The sequence below is a fragment of the Micromonospora sp. IBHARD003 genome (genome assembly GCF_056106285.1).
The window spans coordinates 3415912-3435100 of sequence record NZ_JBWBBX010000001.1 but is presented as its reverse complement, the minus strand read 5'-3'; the positions used below and the strand labels follow the sequence as shown (position 1 = coordinate 3435100).

The window sequence follows — 19189 nt, the reverse complement described above, 5'->3', positions numbered from 1 at the left end:
TCATAGGAGCCTGCCTGACCTGGCCAAATGCATCTCCCCCAGGAGGTAGGTCACATCCTGGGGGAGATTAGGTCACGGCTGGGACGCGAGGGGATTGGGAAAGCCCTTTCGGAGGGAGAGGGGGCGTTCGATCCGGCAGGTCAGCGCCCCGGCTCCCCGTCCGCGATCAGCTGAGGCGCTCGATCACCATGGCCATGCCCTGGCCGCCGCCCACGCACATCGTCTCCAGACCGAACTGCTTGTCGTGGAACTGCAGGCCGTTGATCAGGGTGCCCGTGATGCGGGCGCCGGTCATGCCGAACGGGTGGCCGACGGCGATCGCACCGCCGTTGACGTTCAGCTTGTCCAGCGGAATGTCCAGGTCCCGGTAGGACGGGATGACCTGGGCCGCGAAGGCCTCGTTGATCTCGAACAGGTCGATGTCGCCGACGGTCAGCCCCGCGCGCTTCAGCGCCTGCTTGGAGGCCTCGACCGGTCCGTAGCCCATGATCTCGGGGGAGAGGCCGGAGACACCGGTGGAGACGATCCGCGCCAGCGGGGTCAGTCCCAGCTCCCGCGCCTTGGTGTCGGACATGATCACGAGAGCCGCGGCGCCGTCGTTGAGCGGGCAGCAGTTGCCCGCGGTGACCAGGCCGTCGGGGCGGAAGACCGGCTTGAGGCCCTGGACGCCCTCCATGCTCACGCCCGCGCGCGGGCCGTCGTCCTTGCTGACGACCGTTCCGTCCGGGAGCGTCACCGGGGTGATCTCGCGCTCCCAGAAGCCCTTCTTGATGGCCTCTTCGGCGAGGTTCTGCGACCGTACGCCGAACTCGTCCATGTCCTGGCGGGTGACGCCCTTGAGCCGGGCGAGGTTCTCGGCGGTCTGGCCCATGGCGATGTACGCGTCCGGGACCAGACCGTCCTCGCGCGGGTCGTGCCAGCTCGAGCCCTCGCTCGCGGCGACGGCGGCGGTACGGGCCTCGGCCTCGGCGAACAGCGGGTTGTGCGTGTCGGGCAGACCGTCGGAGGAGCCCTTCACGGAGCGGGACACCATCTCGACACCGGCCGAGATGAAGACGTCGCCCTCGCCGGCCTTGATGGCGTGCAGCGCCATCCGGGAGGTCTGGAGCGAGGACGAGCAGTAGCGGGTGATGGTGCAGCCCGGGAGGTGGTCCATCCCCATCTGCACGGCCACGATCCGGCCCAGGTTGTGCCCCTGCTCGCCGCCGGGGAGACCGCAGCCCAGCATCAGGTCGTCGATGTCCTTCGGGTCCAGTTCGGGGACCTTGGCCAGCGCAGCCTGGACGATGGTCGCGGTGAGGTCGTCCGGGCGCAGGTCCTTCAGCGAGCCCTTGAAGGCTCGGCCGATGGGGGAGCGGGCGGCAGAGACGATCACGGCTTCGGGCATCACGGCTCCAGAGGAATGCGGCGGTCATGGGGACTCTCTGGGAAATTACCCCTACGTATCGCGCAGGTCACCGTGCGGACCGTGTGATGAGGACCTCTTTTCTAAGCGCTCGCTTACGCCCCTGCTGAGCGCCCTGCGCGGCTGCGGGTGCCGGGACCGGGGGGCCCGTCGTTCTCCACTCCGGGCCCTGGCACCGCTCAGTCCGAACCGTGCACCTCCGCCGGGCGGCCCGCCGGGGAAGCCGTTGGCTCCCCCGCGACCGGGGCCGGCAGCCGGCGCCGCCTGCGGTGCTTGAGCAGCGCCCAGGGCGCCCGGGCGCCCGTGACCTCGGTGCCCGCCTCGCTCGCCGCCTCCGCCGCCGCCTTGGCGACCGGCAGCATCCCCTCGTGCCGGTCGGCGTCCAGACGGTCCGTCTCCGGCCAGAGGCCGAGGACCGCGCAGAGGGTCGGCAGCACGGCCATCGCCGCCGTCGCATAGCCCTCCGCGGAAGGGTGGTAGTTGTCGGGGCCGAAGAGCTCGCGCGGATTCGCCGCGAACTCCGGACCCAGCAGATCGCCGAGCGAGACCGTCCGGCCGCCCTGCTCCACCACCACGATCGTCTGCGCGGCGGCGAGTTGCCGGGAGGCCCGGCGGGCCAGGAAACGCAGCGGCTGGTACACCGGCTCGATCGTGCCGAGATCGGGGCAGGTGCCCACCACCACCTCCGCGCCCGCCGTACGCAGCCGCCGTACCGCCGCCGCCAGGCAGCGCACCGACTGCGTCGGCGGAATGTGCTGGGTGACGTCGTTCGCGCCGATCATGATCACGCACACATCCGCGACCCTGCCCGGATCCTGCAGCGCCAGACCGGCCTGCCGTTCCAGATCGTCCGACCTGGCCCCTGGCTCCGCCACGATCCGCAGCTCCACCGGACGCTCGGCCACCGCCGCCAGCCCGGACGCCAGCAGCGCGCCCGGCGTCTGCCCGGCGCGGCGCACGCCCTGGCCCACGGCCGTCGAATCGCCCAGCAGGACGAGCCGCAGCGGATCGGACGGGCCGTACGCCGTGCCGTACGTCCCGTCCGGGGCCGGAGGAAGCGGCGCCGTGCCGCCGTTCACCGACCGTTTCGCCAACTGCACCTCGGCCAGCACCAGACCCACCGCCGCGACGCCGAGCAGCCCGATCCCGCCGCCGCCGTAGGCCGCGCCCGCCGCGATACGCCGCGCCACCCTCGCCCTCGACACAGTCCCCGCCACCTCCGCGCCACCTCCGCGTAGCCGTACTGCCGGTATCCGTGCTGTCGCACAAGAGCTAACTGCCCCGTAACGACCGTCGCCCAATCTCGCCGCGATACGCATACGCTGGCGGAACCACTACGGAGATCCCGGAGACATGACGGTGCAATTCCACGACTCGATGATCAGTCTGGTTGGCAATACCCCGCTGGTGAAGCTCAACAGCGTGACCGCGGGCATTCAGGCGACGGTGCTCGCCAAGGTCGAGTACTTCAACCCCGGCGGGTCGGTGAAGGACCGCATCGCCGTGCGCATGATCGAGGCCGCCGAGCAGAGCGGCGAACTCAAGCCGGGCGGCACCATCGTCGAGCCCACCAGCGGAAATACCGGTGTCGGGCTGGCCATCGTGGCCCAGCAGAAGGGCTACAAGTGCATCTTCGTCTGCCCTGACAAGGTGTCCACGGACAAGATCAACGTGCTGCGCGCGTACGGGGCCGAGGTCGTCGTCTGCCCGACGGCGGTCGACCCTGAGCACCCGGACTCTTACTACAACGTCTCCGACCGGCTGGTCCGTGAGACGCCCGGTGCCTGGAAGCCCGACCAGTACTCCAACCCCAACAACCCGCGCTCGCACTACGAGACGACCGGTCCCGAACTGTGGGAACAGACTGAGGGGAAAATCACCCATTTCGTCGCGGGTGTGGGCACCGGCGGCACCATCTCCGGCACCGGCCGCTATCTGAAGGAGGCCAGTGACGGGAAGGTGCGCGTCATCGGCGCGGACCCCGAGGGGTCCGTGTACTCCGGCGGTTCCGGCCGGCCGTATCTGATCGAGGGCGTCGGTGAGGACTTCTGGCCCACCGCCTACGACCCGAACGTCACCGACGAGATCATCGCCGTGTCCGACAAGGACGCCTTCCAGATGACCCGCCGCCTCGCCAAGGAGGAGGGCCTGCTGGTCGGCGGCTCCTGCGGGATGGCGGTCGTCGCGGCGCTTCGCGCGGCCGAGGGACTCGGCCCGGACGACGTCGTGGTCGTGCTGCTCCCGGACAGCGGCCGTGGCTACCTCTCGAAGATCTTCAACGACGAGTGGATGAACGACTACGGCTTCCTCGAGCAGGCAGGCGACGAGCCGCTGGTCGGCGATGTGCTGCAGCGCAAGGAAGGCGGACTCCTCCCCTCGCTGGTGCACATGCACCCCGAGGAGACGGTCGGCCAGGCCATCGAGGTGCTGCGGGAGTACGGCGTCTCGCAGATGCCGATCGTCAAGCCGGGCGCCGGACACCCGGACGTCATGGCCGCCGAGGTCATCGGCTCGGTCGTGGAGCGGGAGCTGCTGGACGCGCTGTTCACCCAGCGGGCGTCGCTGAACGACCCGCTGGAGAAGCACATGAGCGCTCCGCTGCCGCAGGTCGGTTCCGGTGAGCCGGTCGGCGACCTGATGGCCGTGCTCGGCGTCGCGGACGCGGCGATCGTGCTCGTCGAGGGCAAGCCGACCGGTGTGGTCAGCCGGCAGGACCTGCTGTCGTTCCTCGCCGCGGAAGGCGCCAAGTAGTCCTCGTCGTCCTCTCGCAGGACCGCGAGCGCCTGGGCGCCACAAGCGCCACAAGCGCCGAAAGCGCCGAAAGCGCCGAAAGGGCTGAGAATCGCAGAGAAGTGCGAGAAGCACAGGGAAGCGCAGGGAAGTGAGCGCGGGGACCGCCGCACCCCCAAATCGGGGGGCGGGACGACGGCGGTCCCCGCGAGGGGCACGGTCCCGGTGTCAGGGCCGACTCCGCGCCCGGCGTCCATGGAGGCCCGGGAGCCGCTCCGGAGGTCCTTGACGCCGACACGGACTACTGTGTCGGACGCGTGTTAAGCGCGTGCTGCGCCAACGTGTCGCGCTCGTACCGTTTGTGAGAACCCGTCATCCGGCCGGAGCCCCGCGGCCCGAACCATGGACGGGCAGACCGGGGGCGGCGGCCCTCAGTCCTCCCAGCCGGACTTCCCGCGACCGTCGGTGGGCAGGCGGTCGCGCAGCGCGTGCAGCGCGTTGACCCCCACGATGCCCGTCCAGGCGACCAGCAGGCCCGCCAGACCGGACTGCGACGTGGCGATGGCCGACAGGGGCACGGCGAGGATCAGGGAGATGATCCCGAAGCCGAAACGCTCGGCGAAGTTCACCCCGGGAGCCTGACCGGACCGTGCGGGACGTCCCTCCCGGACGGTGGCCATCTGCTGCTCGGCGAGGTGGCGGCGGACGCGGCGGTCGATCGTGGCGTCCATGCGCTGCTCGACCTTGTCCAGGAACGACTCGATCAGCGCGGACTCGTACTCCGTACCCAGCTCGCGGCGGGCGTGGAGGGTGGCGTCGAGCTCCTTGGCGAGCTCGTGGTCGCGGGCTTCCATGCCGCCCACGCTAAGGAGCGGGGGCGGCTGTGTCAGTGGGGCCAGCCCCCCGTTTCGCACCCCGACCGGCCCCCGTCCGGCTCGCTTCATGTCCTGGTCCGGGCTCGGTCCGGCCCCGGTCCCGGCCGTGATCCCGGCCGGGAGCCGGGTGCCCGCTCCTGGCACTCCCCGGTCGCCTTGCTCTGGCTGCATACGCTCATGCAGAGTTCTATGGAACTGAATGGATGGTCGGTGCTCTGAGGAGGGGGACGGCATGAGCGACACCAGCCCTGCCGCACGACTGCAGCAACTCTTCGAGGGGCAGAGGCTCACCCCCACCCAGCGCCGCATCGCCCACTGCATGGTGCGCCGCGCGGGGGACGTGGCGTTTCTGTCCAGCGTCGAGCTGGCCGAGCTCGCCGGTGTGAGCCAGCCCTCCGTCACCCGTTTCGCCGTCGCACTCGGCTTCGACGGCTACCCGGCACTGCGCCGTCATCTGCGTGAGGTCGCGCCCGTCGAACCGGCCGCCGGCAAGGACGAGTTCAACGAGTACCAGCAGGCCGTCCAGGCGGAGATCGAGAATCTGCGGCACCTGGCCGAGATGCTCGCCGACCCCGCCCCCGTCGAGCAGGCCGGCCGGCTGCTCGCCGCCTCCCGCCCGCTCCCGGTCCTCGGTCTGCGGGCCGCCTCCTCGCAGGCGCGCGGCTTCGCGTACTTCGCGGCCAAGGTGCATCCGGACGTACGCCTCATCGACGAGGGCGGCACGATGGTCGCCGACCGCATCGACGGCGCCCGGCGCTCCGGTGCGAGCGCGCTGCTCTGCTTCGCCCTGCCGCGCCATCCGAAGGAGGTCGTCGAGGCCCTGGCCTATGCGCGCGCCTCGGGGCTGACCGTGGTGACGGTCGCCGATTCCGCCTTCGCCCCGGTCGGCGCCCACAGCGATCTGCTGATCCCGGCGGCGGTCGGCACGGGCCTCGCCTTCGACACGGCCTGCGCACCGATGCTGCTGGGGCGGGTGCTGCTGGAGGCGATGTGTGACGACCTGCCGGACGCTCAGGCACGGCTGGAGGAGTTCGACGCGCGGGCGGCCGAGCGCGGTCTGTTCGCCGAATAACCGGGTATGTGCCGCTGTACGACCGGCCCGGCAGCCGGCGACGCCGCGCCCGGTGGGGCACGGCGTCGCTGATCCGATGGTGCGGCGGCCGGTGAACCGGCGGGGGGTCAGACCTCCAGATCCGCCTCGATCTTCCGCAGCTGATGACGGGCCATCGCCAGGTTGGCACGCTTGTTGTCCAGCGCCAGGTACAGGAACAGCCCGTTGCCGCCGCGCGCCTTGAGGAGCCGGATCAGGTGGTACTGGGACCCCAGGGAGATGAGGATGTCCTCGATCTCGTCCTGCAGGCCCAGCATCTCCATGGCGCGCAGCTTGGCCCGCACCACATCGGTGTTTCCGGCCGCCGCCACGTTCAGGTCCAGCTGCTTGCCGCCTCCCAGGGTGCCGAGCGCCATACCACTGGTGTAGTCGACGAGGGCGACGCCGACGATGCCCTCGATGGTGGACATCGCTTCCTTGAGCGTCGTTTCGGTGTTGGCCATGGTGGTGGTGCCTTTCGTTCTCGGTGGGTTCGATCTCGATGGACTCATTTGAGTGGTGCGGTATTCGTGGTGCTGGGGTCGAGACGGTCGAGAGCGCCGTCGACGAGTTCGCCTATGCGCGCCCCGGTCCTGCGGGCTTCGAGGTGCAGTCGCCCGACGTTGACGCGCGGCTCCGCGGTGACGGTGAGCACCGCCGCGGATCCCGCCGCGTACGTCGCGACGTATCCGCGTTCGCCGCGTACGAGCAGTTCGCGGAATCCGCCCTGGCCGGTGGCTTCGGTCAGACGCACGGACACGCCCAGGGCCGCCGCCGTGAGCGCGGCGACGGTTTCCGCCTCCGCGTCCGGGGTGTCCCGGGCAAGCACCAGGCCGTCCACGCTGGCCGCGAGGGCGCCGGTGAGCTGGGGGAGCCGGCTTCGCAGCCGGTTGAGTTCGTCGACGACGCCGGGGCTCGCGGTCATCAGCTGTCTCCTCTCGGCGCGCTGCCTCAGCGTGCGCATCACAGCGTTGCCTCCAGGGCGTCACGGAGTCGGCGGAGCAGGGCGATGTCGGGATCCGCGGACATCGCCATGGCGCGGGTGACATCGGGGGGCGGTAGGGGCGGCGCGGAGCTGCCCGGGGTCTCGACGAGCCCGGCAGCGGCCAGCCGGCGGACGTCGATCAGCGTGTGGAAGGCGGGGCGGCCGAGAGCCCGGGCGATATCGGCCGGGGTCCTCACGCCGTCCGCCAGGTCGAGCACGGCTCTCTGGCGCGGGGCGGCTCTGATCCGTGACGGCCGCCGGGTGCGCACCACGGGCGCGGTGTCCGTCTCGGGGTGCGCCCACAACCGGTCGAGCAGCACTCGGCGCCGCTGCGTCTCCCGTTCCACGGCCTCGGCGGCCACCGGCCGTACGGGTCCTATCCAGTGGGCGACCCCGTAGCGGAAGCGGGAGGGGCTGTTGCTCGGGGCGAGGGCGAAGAACGCGGCGTCGTACAGCGCTTCGAGGTGGCAGATCTCCAGCTCGCCCCCGGAGAGCCGGCCGGTGTCGACGAGATAGCGTCCCACCCTGCCCACCGCTCCGGCCTCGCGCAGGGCCTCCGTCCAGCCGTCGGCCCGGAGCCGGCCGGCGGCGGTCAGCAGGATCTCTATGCCGGGGGCGGCGGGACTCTCCGCGTGCACCACCTGGCCGTCGACGAGGTAGAGCGTCCCGCGGTCGCGTAACAGCGCGCCGGTCGCCCGCTCCGAGGCGAGTCTCAGCAGCATCGGGGTTACGGTCACTCCAGCACCAGCCGCTCGGTCAGTTCCCGCATCCGCAACCGGGCCAGGGCGAGATTGCCCTCGGCGCGGTCGAGCCATAGATGGAGAAGCACACTGCTGTCAAAGCTCGTCTCCACGAAGCGCAGAACGTGGTAACACGTACGGGTGGTGACGACCAGGTCCTCTACGGGCGGCGTCTTCGTGGAGCCCTGCCGCCCCTCCTCGTCGGCCGCCGGTGCGAAGGTGGGGTGCTCGGCCGCCATCCGGGCCAGCTCGGCGGTCTCGGTGGCCGCCGTCTCGTGGTCGGCGCCCGCCGCGTCCCCCACGGTGCCGAGGGCGAGTCCACTGGTCCAGTCGACCAGCGCCGCGCCGCGTACTCCGGGCAGCCGCATGGCGTGGAGCAGACACTCGTCGATTCCGGGCACGCGGAAATCCCCTCCAGCACGTGTGCGAACGGCTCGGACGTACGTCCGTAGTCGGGAGGTTACGCAACGGAGTGGTGCCTGGTAGAACTTCTGGCATTTTCCGTCGGAACATGCATCGGATCCGCTAGGGTCCGCCGGACTCGACCCCGGGGACTCTTCCCGGGCCCCCGTTCACCCGTCCTCGTGGCGGACCTTCATCCACACCCTGTTGACGACCCACAGCAGGATGCCGATGCCGATCAGCGTCCCCGCCCGGATATAGACCTCGGCGGCCCGGTCGGACAGCGGACTGGCGAGGATGACCGACGCGATCGCCCCGAGCACCGGCAGAGCCGTCGGGGTACGGAAGTGGTCGTGGTCGACGGGGTCCCTGCGCAGCACGAGGACCGCCACGTTCACCACCGCGAAGACACAGAGGAGCAGGAACGCCGTGGTGTCGCCGAGGCCCTCGATCTCGCCCGTCGACACCAGTCCGATGGCGATCAGGGTCACGAAGACGATGCCCGTGACGGGGGTGCGGCGCTTGGGCAGGACCTTGCCCATGCCGCGCGGCAGGACCTTCTCGTTGGCCAGTCCGTAGCAGAGCCGCGAGGCCATCATGATGTTGATCAGCGCGGAGTTGGTGACCGCGAACAGCGCGATCAGGGCGAAGAGCTTCGGCGGGAAGGCGACCCCGCCCGCCTTGACGACCTCCAGTAGCGGTCCGCTCGACCTCTCCAGCACCCGGTAGTCGACCAGCAGCGACGAGACCAGCGCGACCAGTACATAGACCGTGCCCGTCACGGCGACACCGGTGAAGATCGCACGGGGGAAGGTGCGCACCGGATCCTTGGTCTCCTCCGCCATGTTGACCGAGTCCTCGAAGCCCACGAAGGCGAAGAAGCCGAGGGCCGTGGCGCCGAGCACGCTCGTCAGCAGCGCGAACCCGGTCCCGGACGCCTCGAACTCGCCCAGCCGGGACGGCTCCCCGCCGCCGGTCGCCACCGCCCAGGCGCCGATCGCGAGGATCACGACCAGGCCCGTGAGCTCCACGATGGTCAGCACCACATTGGTCTTCACCGACTCCGAGACCCCGCGCAGCGCCAGCGCGGCCAGGGCGAGGATGAACAGGATCGCGATGAGGGTGGGCGGGACGGCGGTGGTGAACTCCTGGAAGTAGTCCCCGCTGAACGCGCGGGCCGCCGCGCTCGCCGACGACAGCCCCGAGCACATCACCATGAAGGCGATGATGAAGGTGAAGAAGGGGAGCCTGAACGCCCTCTGGGTGTACAGCGCGGCCCCGGCGGCCTTCGGGTACTTGCCGACCAGTTCGACGTACGACGCGGCGGTCATGATCGCGACTGCGAAGCCGATCACGAACGGCACCCACAGCGCACCGCCGATCTTCCCCGCGACCTTGCCGGTCGTGGCGTAGATCCCCGTGCCCAGGATGTCGCCGATCACGAAGAGGATCAGCAGCTTCGGGCCGATGGCCCTCTTGAGTGACGGCTGCTGCTGCTCTTCCGGTGCTTCCATGGAAGCGGATGCGGCCATCGGATCCCTTTCCCGTCCCGTCCGGTCGGGTCCCTTCCGGGTCCCTGTCCCGTCCTGCCGTACGGCTCTGTGCGCCGGTGGGAGTGCTTCTTCCCGGGCTGACGGGGGTGATGCGGATGGAAGGGGCGGGTGATCCTTACGGGGGACCGTCGGCCGATACGGGGTACATGAGGCGCGCGGTGTGCTCGGGGCGTCCGTGAACGAGGCCGGAGCCGAGGGGGGCAGGGGCCGAACGGGCCAAAGGAGCCGAAGGGGGGCAGGGGCCGGGGAGCGGGGCGGTCAGCCGCCCACGCCGCGGCCCTCCACTTCGGCGGCGATGTCGGCGAGGTCCCTCGCGATCGCCTTGCCGACGGCCCGCGCGCCCAGAGGGCCGAGGACCTTGGCGATCAGCCCCATCACTCCGCCGGGCGGCTCGGCGCCGAACGTCATCCGCACCACCGTGGTCTCGGGCCCGAGCGGCTGCAGCACGAACTCCGAGACGTAGTGGGCGCCCTGGGAGTCCGCCTCCACGACATAGCGCTCGGGCGGCTCGCTCGCCGTCACGTACATCTCCTCGGTGGCCTCCTTGCCCAGCATCCGCCGGGTCTCCCGCCACCGGGTGCCCACGCGGAAGGGTCCTTCGGTGAGGACCTCGACCTTCTCCACCCCGCTGAGCACGCGCGCCATGTCGCGCAGGTCGGTCATGGCCTCCCACACGCGGTCGGCGGGTGCGGCGATCCGGTGCTCGACGACGACGCTTCGGCTGGTCATGGATCCCATGGAACCACCCGGGTCCGACAGCCGCCCCTCGCTGCCCCCTGCCCGCCGTGCCGCGCCCCCGCTACAGCAGTGCGTCCGGGTGCGCCCCGCCGGAATCCGCCACGACTTCTTCCGTGGTCTGCGCGTCGCGCACGACCGTGAACCGGGTGCCGCCGGGTCCGGTGTGGAAGCCGTACACGGCCGGCCGGGCCAGACTGTTGTACGCGTAATGGCTGGTGAAGTAGTACGCGCCGGTGTCGAGCACCGCCACCACGTCGCCCTGTTCCAGCGACGGCAGGGCCCGCGTCGTCGCGAGCAGGTCGCCCGCGAAGCAGGCCGGACCGGCGATGTCCTGCACGACGTCCGGCCCGGACCTGGGGCGCCCCTCGGCGTCGTACGCGGCGATGCGCACCGGCCAGGAGCCGGGCGCGTACACGGTCCTGGCCGCCACCTGGGCGCCCGCGTGGGTCACCGCGATGGGCCGGCCCCCGGTCCGCTTGGTGTACTCGACCCGTGCGAGCACCAAGCCGTGCTTGGCGGTGAGCGACCGCCCGAACTCCGTCACCAGCCCGTACCGCCCGTCGAACAGCCCGGGGACCTCGCGCTCCAGAAGGCGGGCGTAGTCGGCGAAGGAGGGCGTCTCCTCGTCGGAGGCGAAGTTGACGGGGAGCCCGCCGCCGATGTCCACGGTGTCGACCTGCGGGCGCCCCGCGGCCGCGTTGATCTCCTCGGCGAGCTCGTACACGGCCCGTACGCCCTCGGCCATCAGACCGAGCGGAAGGCCCTGGGAGCCCGAGTGGGTGTGCAGCCGGGTCAGCCAGGGTCGTTCCAGGAAGGTCCGGACGATCCAGGCGCGGGCTCCTTCGTCGCGCAGCCCCACACCGAACTTCGAGGTCGGGGTGGCGGTCGAGAGTGCCCCGATGGCACCGGCCCCGATCTGCGCGTTCACCCGCAGCCCCAGTGGTGATGCGGGCAGGTCCGTGCCGACGAGGGCCTCGATCCGGTCGAGTTCCTGGGCGTTGTCGGCGTTGACGGCGATGCCGAGCTCCAGGGCCGCGCGCAGCTCCGCGGCCGTCTTGGCCGGGGAATCCAGCACGGTCCTGCCGGGCGGTACGCCGGCGGCACGGGCCAGTGCCAGCTCGCCGGGGCTCGCGACCTCGGCCCCCAGACCCTCGTCGCCCAGCAGCCGCAGCACGGCCACCAGCGGGGCGGCCTTCACCGCGAAGGCATGCAGCACCGGAGCATCCGTGACCTGCCGGAACGCAGCGGTGAGCGAGACGGCGGCAGAGCGGACCCCGGCGACGTCCAGCAGGGCGACGAGGGGCTCGGCGCCGCCCAGCAGTCCCTGTTCCACGGCGGCCCGCACGGCCTGATCGCGACGGTCTGACGTCATGGTGTCCAGCCAAACACCGGACCGGGGCCCGCGCAGTGGTTGACTGAAATTATTCAGCACGCGATGATGTGAATAGAAGAGTTAACGTCGCGAGGAGGCCTCGGCATGTCTGGACCCCGCCCCGTAAGGGCACCGCGTGGTACCGAACTGAACACCCTCGGGTGGCAGCAGGAAGCCGCGCTGCGCATGCTCCAGAACAACCTCGACCCCGAGGTCGCCGAGCACCCCGACAAGCTCGTCGTCTACGGCGGCACCGGCAAGGCCGCCCGCGACTGGCGCTCCTTCGACGCCATGGTGCGCACCCTGAAGACGCTCAAGCAGGACGAGACCATGCTCGTCCAGTCCGGCCGCCCGGTCGGCGTGATGCAGACCCACGAGTGGGCGCCGCGCGTGCTCATCGCCAACTCCAACCTGGTCGGCGACTGGGCCAACTGGGAGGAGTTCCGCCGCCTGGAGGCCCTCGGCCTCACCATGTACGGCCAGATGACGGCCGGATCCTGGATCTACATCGGCACCCAGGGCATCCTCCAGGGCACCTACGAGACCTTCGCGGCCGTCGCGGCGAAGACGTTCAACGGCACCCTCGCCGGAACCATCACCCTCACCGCCGGCCTCGGCGGCATGGGCGGCGCCCAGCCGCTCGCCGTCACCATGAACGACGGCGTCGCCATCTGCATCGACTGCGACCCGCGCGCCATCGAGCGCCGTATCGAGCACCGCTACCTGGACGTCAGGGCCGACTCCCTCGACCACGCCCTCCAGCTGGCCACCGAGGCCCGTGACGCCCGCCGCCCGCTGTCCATCGGCGTGCTCGGCAACGCCGCGGAGCTCGTGCCGCAGCTGCTCGCGATGAACGCCCCGATCGACATCGTCACCGACCAGACCAGCGCCCACGACCCGCTGGCCTACCTGCCGGCCGGCGTCGACTTCGACGACATGGCGTCGTACGCGGCCAAGGACCCGGCGGGCTTCACCACCCGCGCCCGCGAGTCGATGGCCAGGCACGTCGAGGCCATGGTCGGCTTCATGGACGCAGGCGCCGAGGTCTTCGACTACGGCAACTCCATCCGCGGTGAGGCCCAACTGGCCGGATACGACCGCGCCTTCGCCTTCCCCGGCTTCGTCCCCGCCTACATCCGGCCGCTGTTCTGCGAGGGCAAGGGCCCCTTCCGCTGGGCCGCCCTCTCGGGTGAGGCCTCCGACATCGCCAAGACCGACAAGGCGCTCCTCGACCTCTTCCCGGAGAACGAGTCCCTGGCCCGCTGGATCAAGATGGCCGGCGAGCGCGTCCACTTCCAGGGCCTGCCGGCCCGTATCTGCTGGCTCGGCTACGGCGAGCGGGACCGCGCCGGCGAGCTCTTCAACGACATGGTCGCGAGCGGCGAGCTGCAGGCCCCGCTCGCCATCGGCCGCGACCACCTGGACTGCGGCTCCGTGGCCTCCCCCTACCGCGAGACCGAGGCCATGCTCGACGGCTCGGACGCCATCGCCGACTGGCCGCTGCTGAACGCCATGGTCAACGTGGCGTCCGGCGCCTCCTGGGTGTCCATCCACCACGGCGGCGGCGTCGGCATGGGCCGCTCCATCCACGCCGGCCAGGTCACCGTCGCCGACGGCACCAAGCTCGGCGGCGAGAAGATCCGCCGGGTGCTCACCAACGACCCCGGCATGGGCGTCATCCGCCATGTCGACGCCGGATACGACATCGCGGAATCCGTCGCCGAGGACAAGGGCGTGCGCGTCCCGATGCGGGAGGACTCGTGACCGCCTCCGGCGATCCGGCCGCAGGACCGGCGGCGGCCGGCGGGCCCGCTGCCGGGCAGGCGGCGGGCAGTGGTCCCACCGCCGCCTCCTTCCACGAGATGTGGGCCCAGCTCGCACCCATCGGACGCGACCGGGACACCCGCGGCTACCGCCGCTACGCCTGGACGGGCGCCGACGCCGACTGCCGGACCTGGTTCCAGGAGCAGGCCGAGGCACGCGGACTCACCTACGAGACCGACCGCAACGGCAACCAGTGGGCCTGGTTCGGTGCCCCCCGCCAGGGGCAGGGGGCGGCGGACGCCGTCGTCACCGGCTCCCATCTGGACTCGGTCCCCGACGGCGGCGCCTTCGACGGCCCCCTCGGCGTGGTCTCCGCCTTCGCCGCGTTCGACGAACTGCGGCGCCGGGGAGCGGAGTTCACCAAGCCCTTCGCCATCACCAACTTCGGCGACGAGGAAGGCGCCCGCTTCGGGCTCGCCTGCGTCGGCTCCCGGCTCGCCGCCGGACAGCTGACGAAAGAACAGGCGTACAAGCTCCGCGACGCCGACGGCATCACCCTGCCCGAGGCCATGGAGGCGGCCGGATACGACCCGGACGCCATCGGCCCCGACCCCGAACGCCTCGCCCGCATCGGCGCGTTCGTCGAGCTCCATGTCGAGCAGGGCCGCGCGCTGGACCTGACCGGGGACGCCGTCGGCATCGCGAGCGCCATCTGGCCGCACGGCCGCTGGCGCTTCGACTTCCGCGGCGAGGCCAACCACGCCGGCACCACCCGGCTCGCCGACCGCCGCGACCCGATGCTCAGCTACGCCGAGACCGTCCTCGCCGCCCGCCGCGAGGCGGAACTCGCGGGCGCCGTAGCCACCTTCGGCAAGGTCTCCGTCGAACCCAACGGCGTCAACGCCATCCCCTCCCTCGTCCGGGGCTGGCTCGACTCCCGCGCCGCCGACCAGGCCACCCTCGACACGGTCGTCGCCGCCATCGAGCAGGCCGCGAAGGACCGCGCCCAGCGCGACGGCGTGGATCTCGCCGTCGTCCGCGAGTCGTTCACCCCGGTCGTGGAGTTCGGCCACGCCCTGCGGGACGAGATCGGCACCCTGCTCGGCGGCCGGGCCCCGCAGCTCGGCACGGGCGCGGGACACGACGCCGGAATCCTGTCCGGAAGCATCCCGACCGCCATGCTGTTCGTACGGAACCCGACGGGCGTCTCGCACTCCCCGGCCGAATTCGCGGCCGAGGACGACTGCGTCGCCGGGGTCCTCGCACTCGCCGACGTACTGGAGGGTCTCGCGTGCAGGTGACGTACTGGCTGGAACACGCCTGGCTCGGCACGCACGTCGAGCCGGGCGTGGCCCTGGACGTGTCCGACGGCCGGATCACCGCCGTACGGACCGGCGCGGACACCCCGGAACAGGGCGCCGTCACCCTGCGCGGCCTGACCCTCCCCGGCCTCGCGAACGCCCACTCGCACGCCTTCCACCGCGCCCTGCGCGGACTGGTGCAGGTCGGCTCGGGGACCTTCTGGACCTGGCGCGAGTTCATGTACCAGGTCGCCTCACGGCTGACGCCCGAGTCGTACCACGCGCTGGCACGCGCCGTGTACGCGGAGATGGCGCTCGCCGGGATCACGTCCGTCGGCGAGTTCCACTATGTGCACCACGCCCCCGGCGGCACCCCCTACGCCGACCCGAACGCGATGGGCGAGGCCCTGATCGCCGCGGCGGCCGAGGCGGGAATCCGGATCACCCTGCTCGACACCGCGTATCTGTCGTCCGGCTTCGGACAGGCCCCGAACCAGCACCAGCAGCGCTTCTCCGACGGTACGGCCGACGCCTGGGCCGAGCGGGTCTCGCAGCTCAAGGACGGCGAACTGGTCCGCATCGGCGCGGCGATCCACTCGGTGCGGGCCGTACCCGCCGCGCAGCTGTCGACGGTCGCCGCCTGGGCCGGCGCCCGTAACGCACCCCTCCATGTCCATCTGTCCGAGCAGACGGCCGAGAACGACGCCTGCCTCGCCGCGCACGGCTGCACCCCGACCCGGCTGCTCGCCGACCACGGTGTGCTCGGCCCGCGCACGACGGGCGTCCACAACACCCATCTGACGGACGAGGACATCAGCCTGCTCGGCTCGAGCGGTACCGGCACCTGTATGTGCCCGACGACCGAACGGGACCTGGCCGACGGCATCGGACCCGCGGTCGCCCTCGGCAAGGCCGGCTCCCCGCTGTCACTGGGCAGCGACAGCCACGCGGTCATCGACCTGCTGGAAGAGGCTCGCGCGATGGAGCTCAACGAGCGCCTGCGCTCGCGCACCCGCGGCCACTGGACGGCGGCGGCCCTGCTGCGCGCCGCCACGTCCGACGGGCACGCGGCCCTCGGCTGGGACGGCGCGGGAAGCCTGGAAGCGGGCGCCCTCGCCGACTTCACCACCATCGCCCTCGACTCGGTGCGCACGGCGGGCCCGGTGCCCAGGCTCGGTGCGGAGACCGCGGTCTTCGCGGCGACCGCGTCGGACGTCCGGCACACCGTCGTGGCGGGCCGCCAGGTGGTCCGCGACGGGGTCCACACCCTGGTGCCGGATGTGCCGGCGGCGCTGGCGGAGGCGATCGGGGCGCTGCGGGGCTGAGGGTGCGGGCCTGAAGGCACCGTTCCCACGGTGTGGGCCTGACGGTCCCGGGGCAGCCGGCCCGGCACGCTGAGTGCGGCGCGCCGGTGGCCCGGCATCCGCCGCAAGCCCGGTGCGACGGACAGTGGGCACAGGGCCTCGTAGAGGATGCCGGGCAGCGGCGGGGGATCCAACTGCCCGGCATTCCTTCCTAACGGGAGCTTGGCCGAAACGGTTCACCGTTTTCTGTGGCGGATGACGACGAGCGGAAAGCGGCGATCTCGCGGGATCTCACGGCGATCTGATTCGACGGTCACCGCCGCGCCCGCCTGCTCAGCCGATCGCGACGACACGCGCCCAGGGCGGTGGGCTGTCCGGGACGTAGTCGGGGTCGTCCTCGTCCATGCCCCGGGAGGGGCGGGGGAAGAGACCGACGACGGTGCGGCAGGACGGCTGCGCGGAGGGCCACGGGGTCTGGCCGTCCGTCAGGGCGACGATCACGTCCGGGCGCGGCAGGGAACGGAGCGCCCGCGCGAAGCCGGAACGCAGATCCGTCCCGCCGCCGCCGATCAGCTCGATGTTCTCGGCGCGGCAGAGCGGAACGGCGACCCCGGCCGCCGCGTCGCAGGAGATCACCGAGACCAGGTCACGCCGCCCGCCCACCGCCCGCGAGATCGCGGCCACTTCCAGCAGCGCGCTGCCCAGCTCGGCGTCGCTCACCGACCCGGAGGTGTCGATCACCACACAGACCCGGGGCGGTGTGCGGCGCAGGCTCGGCAGCAGCACCCCGGGGACACTTGCCGAGCGCCGGGACGGACGGCGGTAGCTGTGGTTCTCGCCCGCACCCGCACCGCCCGCCGCCGAGCGGACAGCCGCCCCCAGCAACTCCCGCCACGGCTGCGGCGGATGGAACGCCTCGTCCGCCCACCGGCGCCACCCGTCCGGCGCGTCGCCCGGTTTGCCCCTGATCCCCTCTGCGACCCGGAAGCGGACTGCGTCCCGCTGCTGCCTGGTCAGCCCGTGCGCCCCGTCGGGCCCCAGCTCCCATGGCCGCTCCTGTCCGTCGGCGCCACTGCCGCAGTCAAGCCAGGCCAGATCCGCGGCGAGTCCGGCCATCGACGCCGTCCGCAGGTACTCCTCCATCAGCAGCCCGCTGGACAGCCGCAGCAGCGACGGCAGCACCGTCCCGGCCGGCAGGGGCAGACCGTCACCGTAGATGTCGTCGTTGATCTCGAAGTCGGCGGCGATGTTCCGCCGCAGTCTCTCGCCCGGCCCGCGCTCCCCGTGCTCCCGCGCATACCGCTCGCCGCGCCCGTGGTGGTCCCGGAGCAGATGGGAGACCTCGTGCACCCAGACGCCCGCCAGTTCCTCCACCGGCATGCGCGCCACGAAAGCGGGGGAGACGTAGCAGCGCCAGTACGCGTCCACCGCCATCGTCGGCACCGACCGGTCCTCGACCACATGCAGCGCGAAGAGTGCGGCGGCCAGATAGGGACGTACCTTCACCGCGTGCAGCCGGGCGGCCAGCAACTTGTCCATGTCCAGCCGGAGTACGGGCCCGTCCGCCGGCTCGCTCGCGACGGCCGGATTGGCCGGCACGGTGGCCCGCACCGGACGCGGTGGCGCGGGCCGGGACATCGGGCGCGGCACCGGGCGCTTCACTGCGGCCCCCGTCATCGGCGTGCCCCCGCCGTAAGTGCGGTCGTCGCTGGGGTGGCCTTCTCCACCGACCGGTCCGCACGCTTGGCGAGACCGATCACCCCGGCCAGCCGCTCCACCGACCCCGGTACGTCCCAGTCGTCGCGCCGCAGTGAGGCCAGCACCGTCGCCGGGGCGACCAGCAGGTCCGGGGCGCCGGTCTCCAGGGCCCGGACCAGCACCGCCCAGCCTGCCTCCCAGCGCTCCCGCTCCGGCCGCGCCCCGACGGCCGCCACCACCGCTTCCAGGGCCGCCTGACGCAGATCACCCCGAACGGGCAGTTCGGCAGCGGCCGGATCGGCCAGCAGCGACTCCGGGTCCAGCAGGTCCATCCGGTCCAGATGGGCGAGGAGTTCGAGCCCGGGCCCGTCCCCCACCGCGCCCCGCACCAGCAACGCCAGCACATCCCGGGACACGGACGCCGCCGTGCCGAAGGCCAGCAGGGTCAACGCGGCCTCCCAGCTCCGCGGTGAGGGCCAGGCACCGCCGCGCCGTGTCTCGGTGCTCGGCAGCCGGTGGATGAGTGTGGGCCGCGCTTCGAGGAAGCCGCAGACCGCGCGCCGGGCGAACGCCACCGCCTCCGGCAGCCGCTCCGGCACCAGCCGGGGCAGCTCCGCCCGGGGCCAGACCCCGCCAAGACCGCGTACCACCACCTCCCGGTCGTGCACCCAGTGCAGATGCACGAACCGGTTGGCCAGCGGCGGGCTCAGCTCCCAGCCGTCCGCCGCCGACGCACGCGGATTGGCCGCGGCCACGATCCTCACCCCCGGCGGGAGTTGCAGCGTCCCGACCCTCCGCTCCAGCACGACCCGGAGCAGCGCGGCCTGGACGGCCGGGGTGGCGGTGGAGAGCTCGTCCAGGAAGAGCAGCCCCCGCCCGGCCCGTACGAGCTCCACGGCCCACTGCGGCGGTGCCATCGGCACACCTTGCACCGCCGGGTCGTCGCCCACGATCGGCAGCCCGGAGAAGTCGGACGGCTCGTGGACGCTGGCGATCACGGTCGTCAGCGGCAGGCCGAGGGAGTCGGCGAGCTGGGTCAGGGCCGCGGTCTTGCCGATGCCCGGCTCGCCCCACAGCAGCACGGGCAGATCGGCCGAGACGGCCAGGGTGAGCGCTTCGAGCTGTTCGTCGGGGCGGGGCTCGGTGGTGGTCGTACGAAGGAGGGCGAGGAGGTCGTTGGCGAGGGAGAGACGGGCGGTCATGGGCATCACCTGGGCAGCAGAGGGCGCGGA

General features: G+C 71.8%; 17 protein-coding genes. 5 read left to right on the top strand and 12 right to left on the bottom strand.

Going from position 1 to position 19189, the window contains the following annotated elements; all coding sequences use genetic code 11:
• Positions 1–166 precede the first annotated feature (166 nt).
• Positions 167–1387 (bottom strand): acetyl-CoA C-acetyltransferase, encoded by a 1221-nt coding sequence (locus ACTWOL_RS15225; RefSeq protein WP_474297238.1) that lies wholly within the window; start codon positions 1385–1387, stop codon positions 167–169.
• 197 nt (positions 1388–1584) lie between these two features.
• Entirely contained in the window at positions 1585–2622 is a 1038-nt protein-coding gene (locus tag ACTWOL_RS15220) for an SGNH/GDSL hydrolase family protein (protein ID WP_474297237.1), read from the bottom strand.
• A 136-nt stretch (positions 2623–2758) separates the two neighbouring features.
• Between ACTWOL_RS15220 and ACTWOL_RS15215 the strand changes: the two genes are divergently transcribed.
• Positions 2759–4156, top strand: a complete 1398-nt coding sequence (locus ACTWOL_RS15215) for a cystathionine beta-synthase (RefSeq protein ID WP_474297236.1) — start codon at positions 2759–2761, stop codon at positions 4154–4156.
• 410 nt (positions 4157–4566) lie between these two features.
• On the opposite strand, the gene ACTWOL_RS15210 is transcribed toward ACTWOL_RS15215, so the two are convergent.
• Complete coding sequence (locus tag ACTWOL_RS15210; protein ID WP_474297235.1) at positions 4567–4989, bottom strand: hypothetical protein; 423 nt, start codon at positions 4987–4989, stop codon at positions 4567–4569.
• A 253-nt stretch (positions 4990–5242) separates the two neighbouring features.
• Here ACTWOL_RS15210 and ACTWOL_RS15205 point away from each other — a divergent pair, with 253 nt between their 5' ends.
• On the top strand, positions 5243–6082 hold the full coding sequence (locus tag ACTWOL_RS15205; RefSeq protein ID WP_474297234.1) for a MurR/RpiR family transcriptional regulator: 840 nt from the start codon (positions 5243–5245) through the stop codon (positions 6080–6082).
• 107 nt (positions 6083–6189) lie between these two features.
• Here the strand turns inward: ACTWOL_RS15205 and ACTWOL_RS15200 are convergent, their stop codons facing one another.
• From ACTWOL_RS15200 to ACTWOL_RS15170, 7 genes are all read right to left on the bottom strand, one after another.
• Positions 6190–6564, bottom strand: a complete 375-nt coding sequence (locus ACTWOL_RS15200; RefSeq protein WP_474297233.1) for a hypothetical protein — start codon at positions 6562–6564, stop codon at positions 6190–6192.
• A 44-nt stretch (positions 6565–6608) separates the two neighbouring features.
• Positions 6609–7025 carry a roadblock/LC7 domain-containing protein gene (locus tag ACTWOL_RS15195; protein WP_474297232.1) on the bottom strand — a complete coding sequence of 139 codons (417 nt, stop codon included), beginning with the start codon at positions 7023–7025 and terminating at the stop codon, positions 6609–6611.
• A gap of 38 nt (positions 7026–7063) precedes the next feature.
• Positions 7064–7807, bottom strand: coding sequence for an ADAM 12 protein (locus ACTWOL_RS15190; protein ID WP_474297231.1), 744 nt, complete (start codon positions 7805–7807; stop codon positions 7064–7066).
• Positions 7808–7818: 11 nt separating this feature from the next.
• Positions 7819–8226 (bottom strand): roadblock/LC7 domain-containing protein, encoded by a 408-nt coding sequence (locus tag ACTWOL_RS15185; RefSeq protein WP_474297229.1) that lies wholly within the window; start codon positions 8224–8226, stop codon positions 7819–7821.
• A 171-nt stretch (positions 8227–8397) separates the two neighbouring features.
• Complete coding sequence (locus ACTWOL_RS15180; RefSeq protein ID WP_474297228.1) at positions 8398–9759, bottom strand: APC family permease; 1362 nt, start codon at positions 9757–9759, stop codon at positions 8398–8400.
• Between the two features lie 279 nt (positions 9760–10038).
• A complete protein-coding gene (locus ACTWOL_RS15175; protein ID WP_474297227.1) occupies positions 10039–10509 on the bottom strand; it encodes an SRPBCC family protein in 471 nt (156 codons plus the stop codon).
• Positions 10510–10579: 70 nt separating this feature from the next.
• Positions 10580–11890, bottom strand: a complete 1311-nt coding sequence (locus ACTWOL_RS15170; protein WP_474297226.1) for a type III PLP-dependent enzyme domain-containing protein — start codon at positions 11888–11890, stop codon at positions 10580–10582.
• Between the two features lie 105 nt (positions 11891–11995).
• On the opposite strand from ACTWOL_RS15170, the gene hutU reads away from it, so the two are divergent.
• The 3 genes from hutU (at position 11996) to ACTWOL_RS15155 (ending at position 16280) form a co-directional block, all read left to right on the top strand.
• The gene (hutU, locus tag ACTWOL_RS15165) at positions 11996–13654 is read left to right on the top strand and encodes a urocanate hydratase (RefSeq protein WP_474297224.1); all 1659 of its coding nucleotides are present in this window, start codon (positions 11996–11998) and stop codon (positions 13652–13654) included.
• 98 nt (positions 13655–13752) lie between these two features.
• On the top strand, positions 13753–14955 hold the full coding sequence (locus ACTWOL_RS15160; protein WP_474301170.1) for an allantoate amidohydrolase: 1203 nt from the start codon (positions 13753–13755) through the stop codon (positions 14953–14955).
• On the top strand, positions 14952–16280 hold the full coding sequence (locus ACTWOL_RS15155; protein WP_474301169.1) for a formimidoylglutamate deiminase: 1329 nt from the start codon (positions 14952–14954) through the stop codon (positions 16278–16280). Before ACTWOL_RS15160 ends, ACTWOL_RS15155 begins: the two co-directional genes overlap by 4 nt.
• Before the next feature lie 312 nt (positions 16281–16592).
• Here the strand turns inward: ACTWOL_RS15155 and ACTWOL_RS15150 are convergent, their stop codons facing one another.
• Positions 16593–17798 carry a vWA domain-containing protein gene (locus ACTWOL_RS15150; protein ID WP_474301168.1) on the bottom strand — a complete coding sequence of 402 codons (1206 nt, stop codon included), beginning with the start codon at positions 17796–17798 and terminating at the stop codon, positions 16593–16595.
• Positions 17799–17932: 134 nt separating this feature from the next.
• Positions 17933–19165, bottom strand: coding sequence for an AAA family ATPase (locus ACTWOL_RS15145; protein WP_474297223.1), 1233 nt, complete (start codon positions 19163–19165; stop codon positions 17933–17935).
• Between the last annotated feature and the right edge of the window lie 24 nt (positions 19166–19189).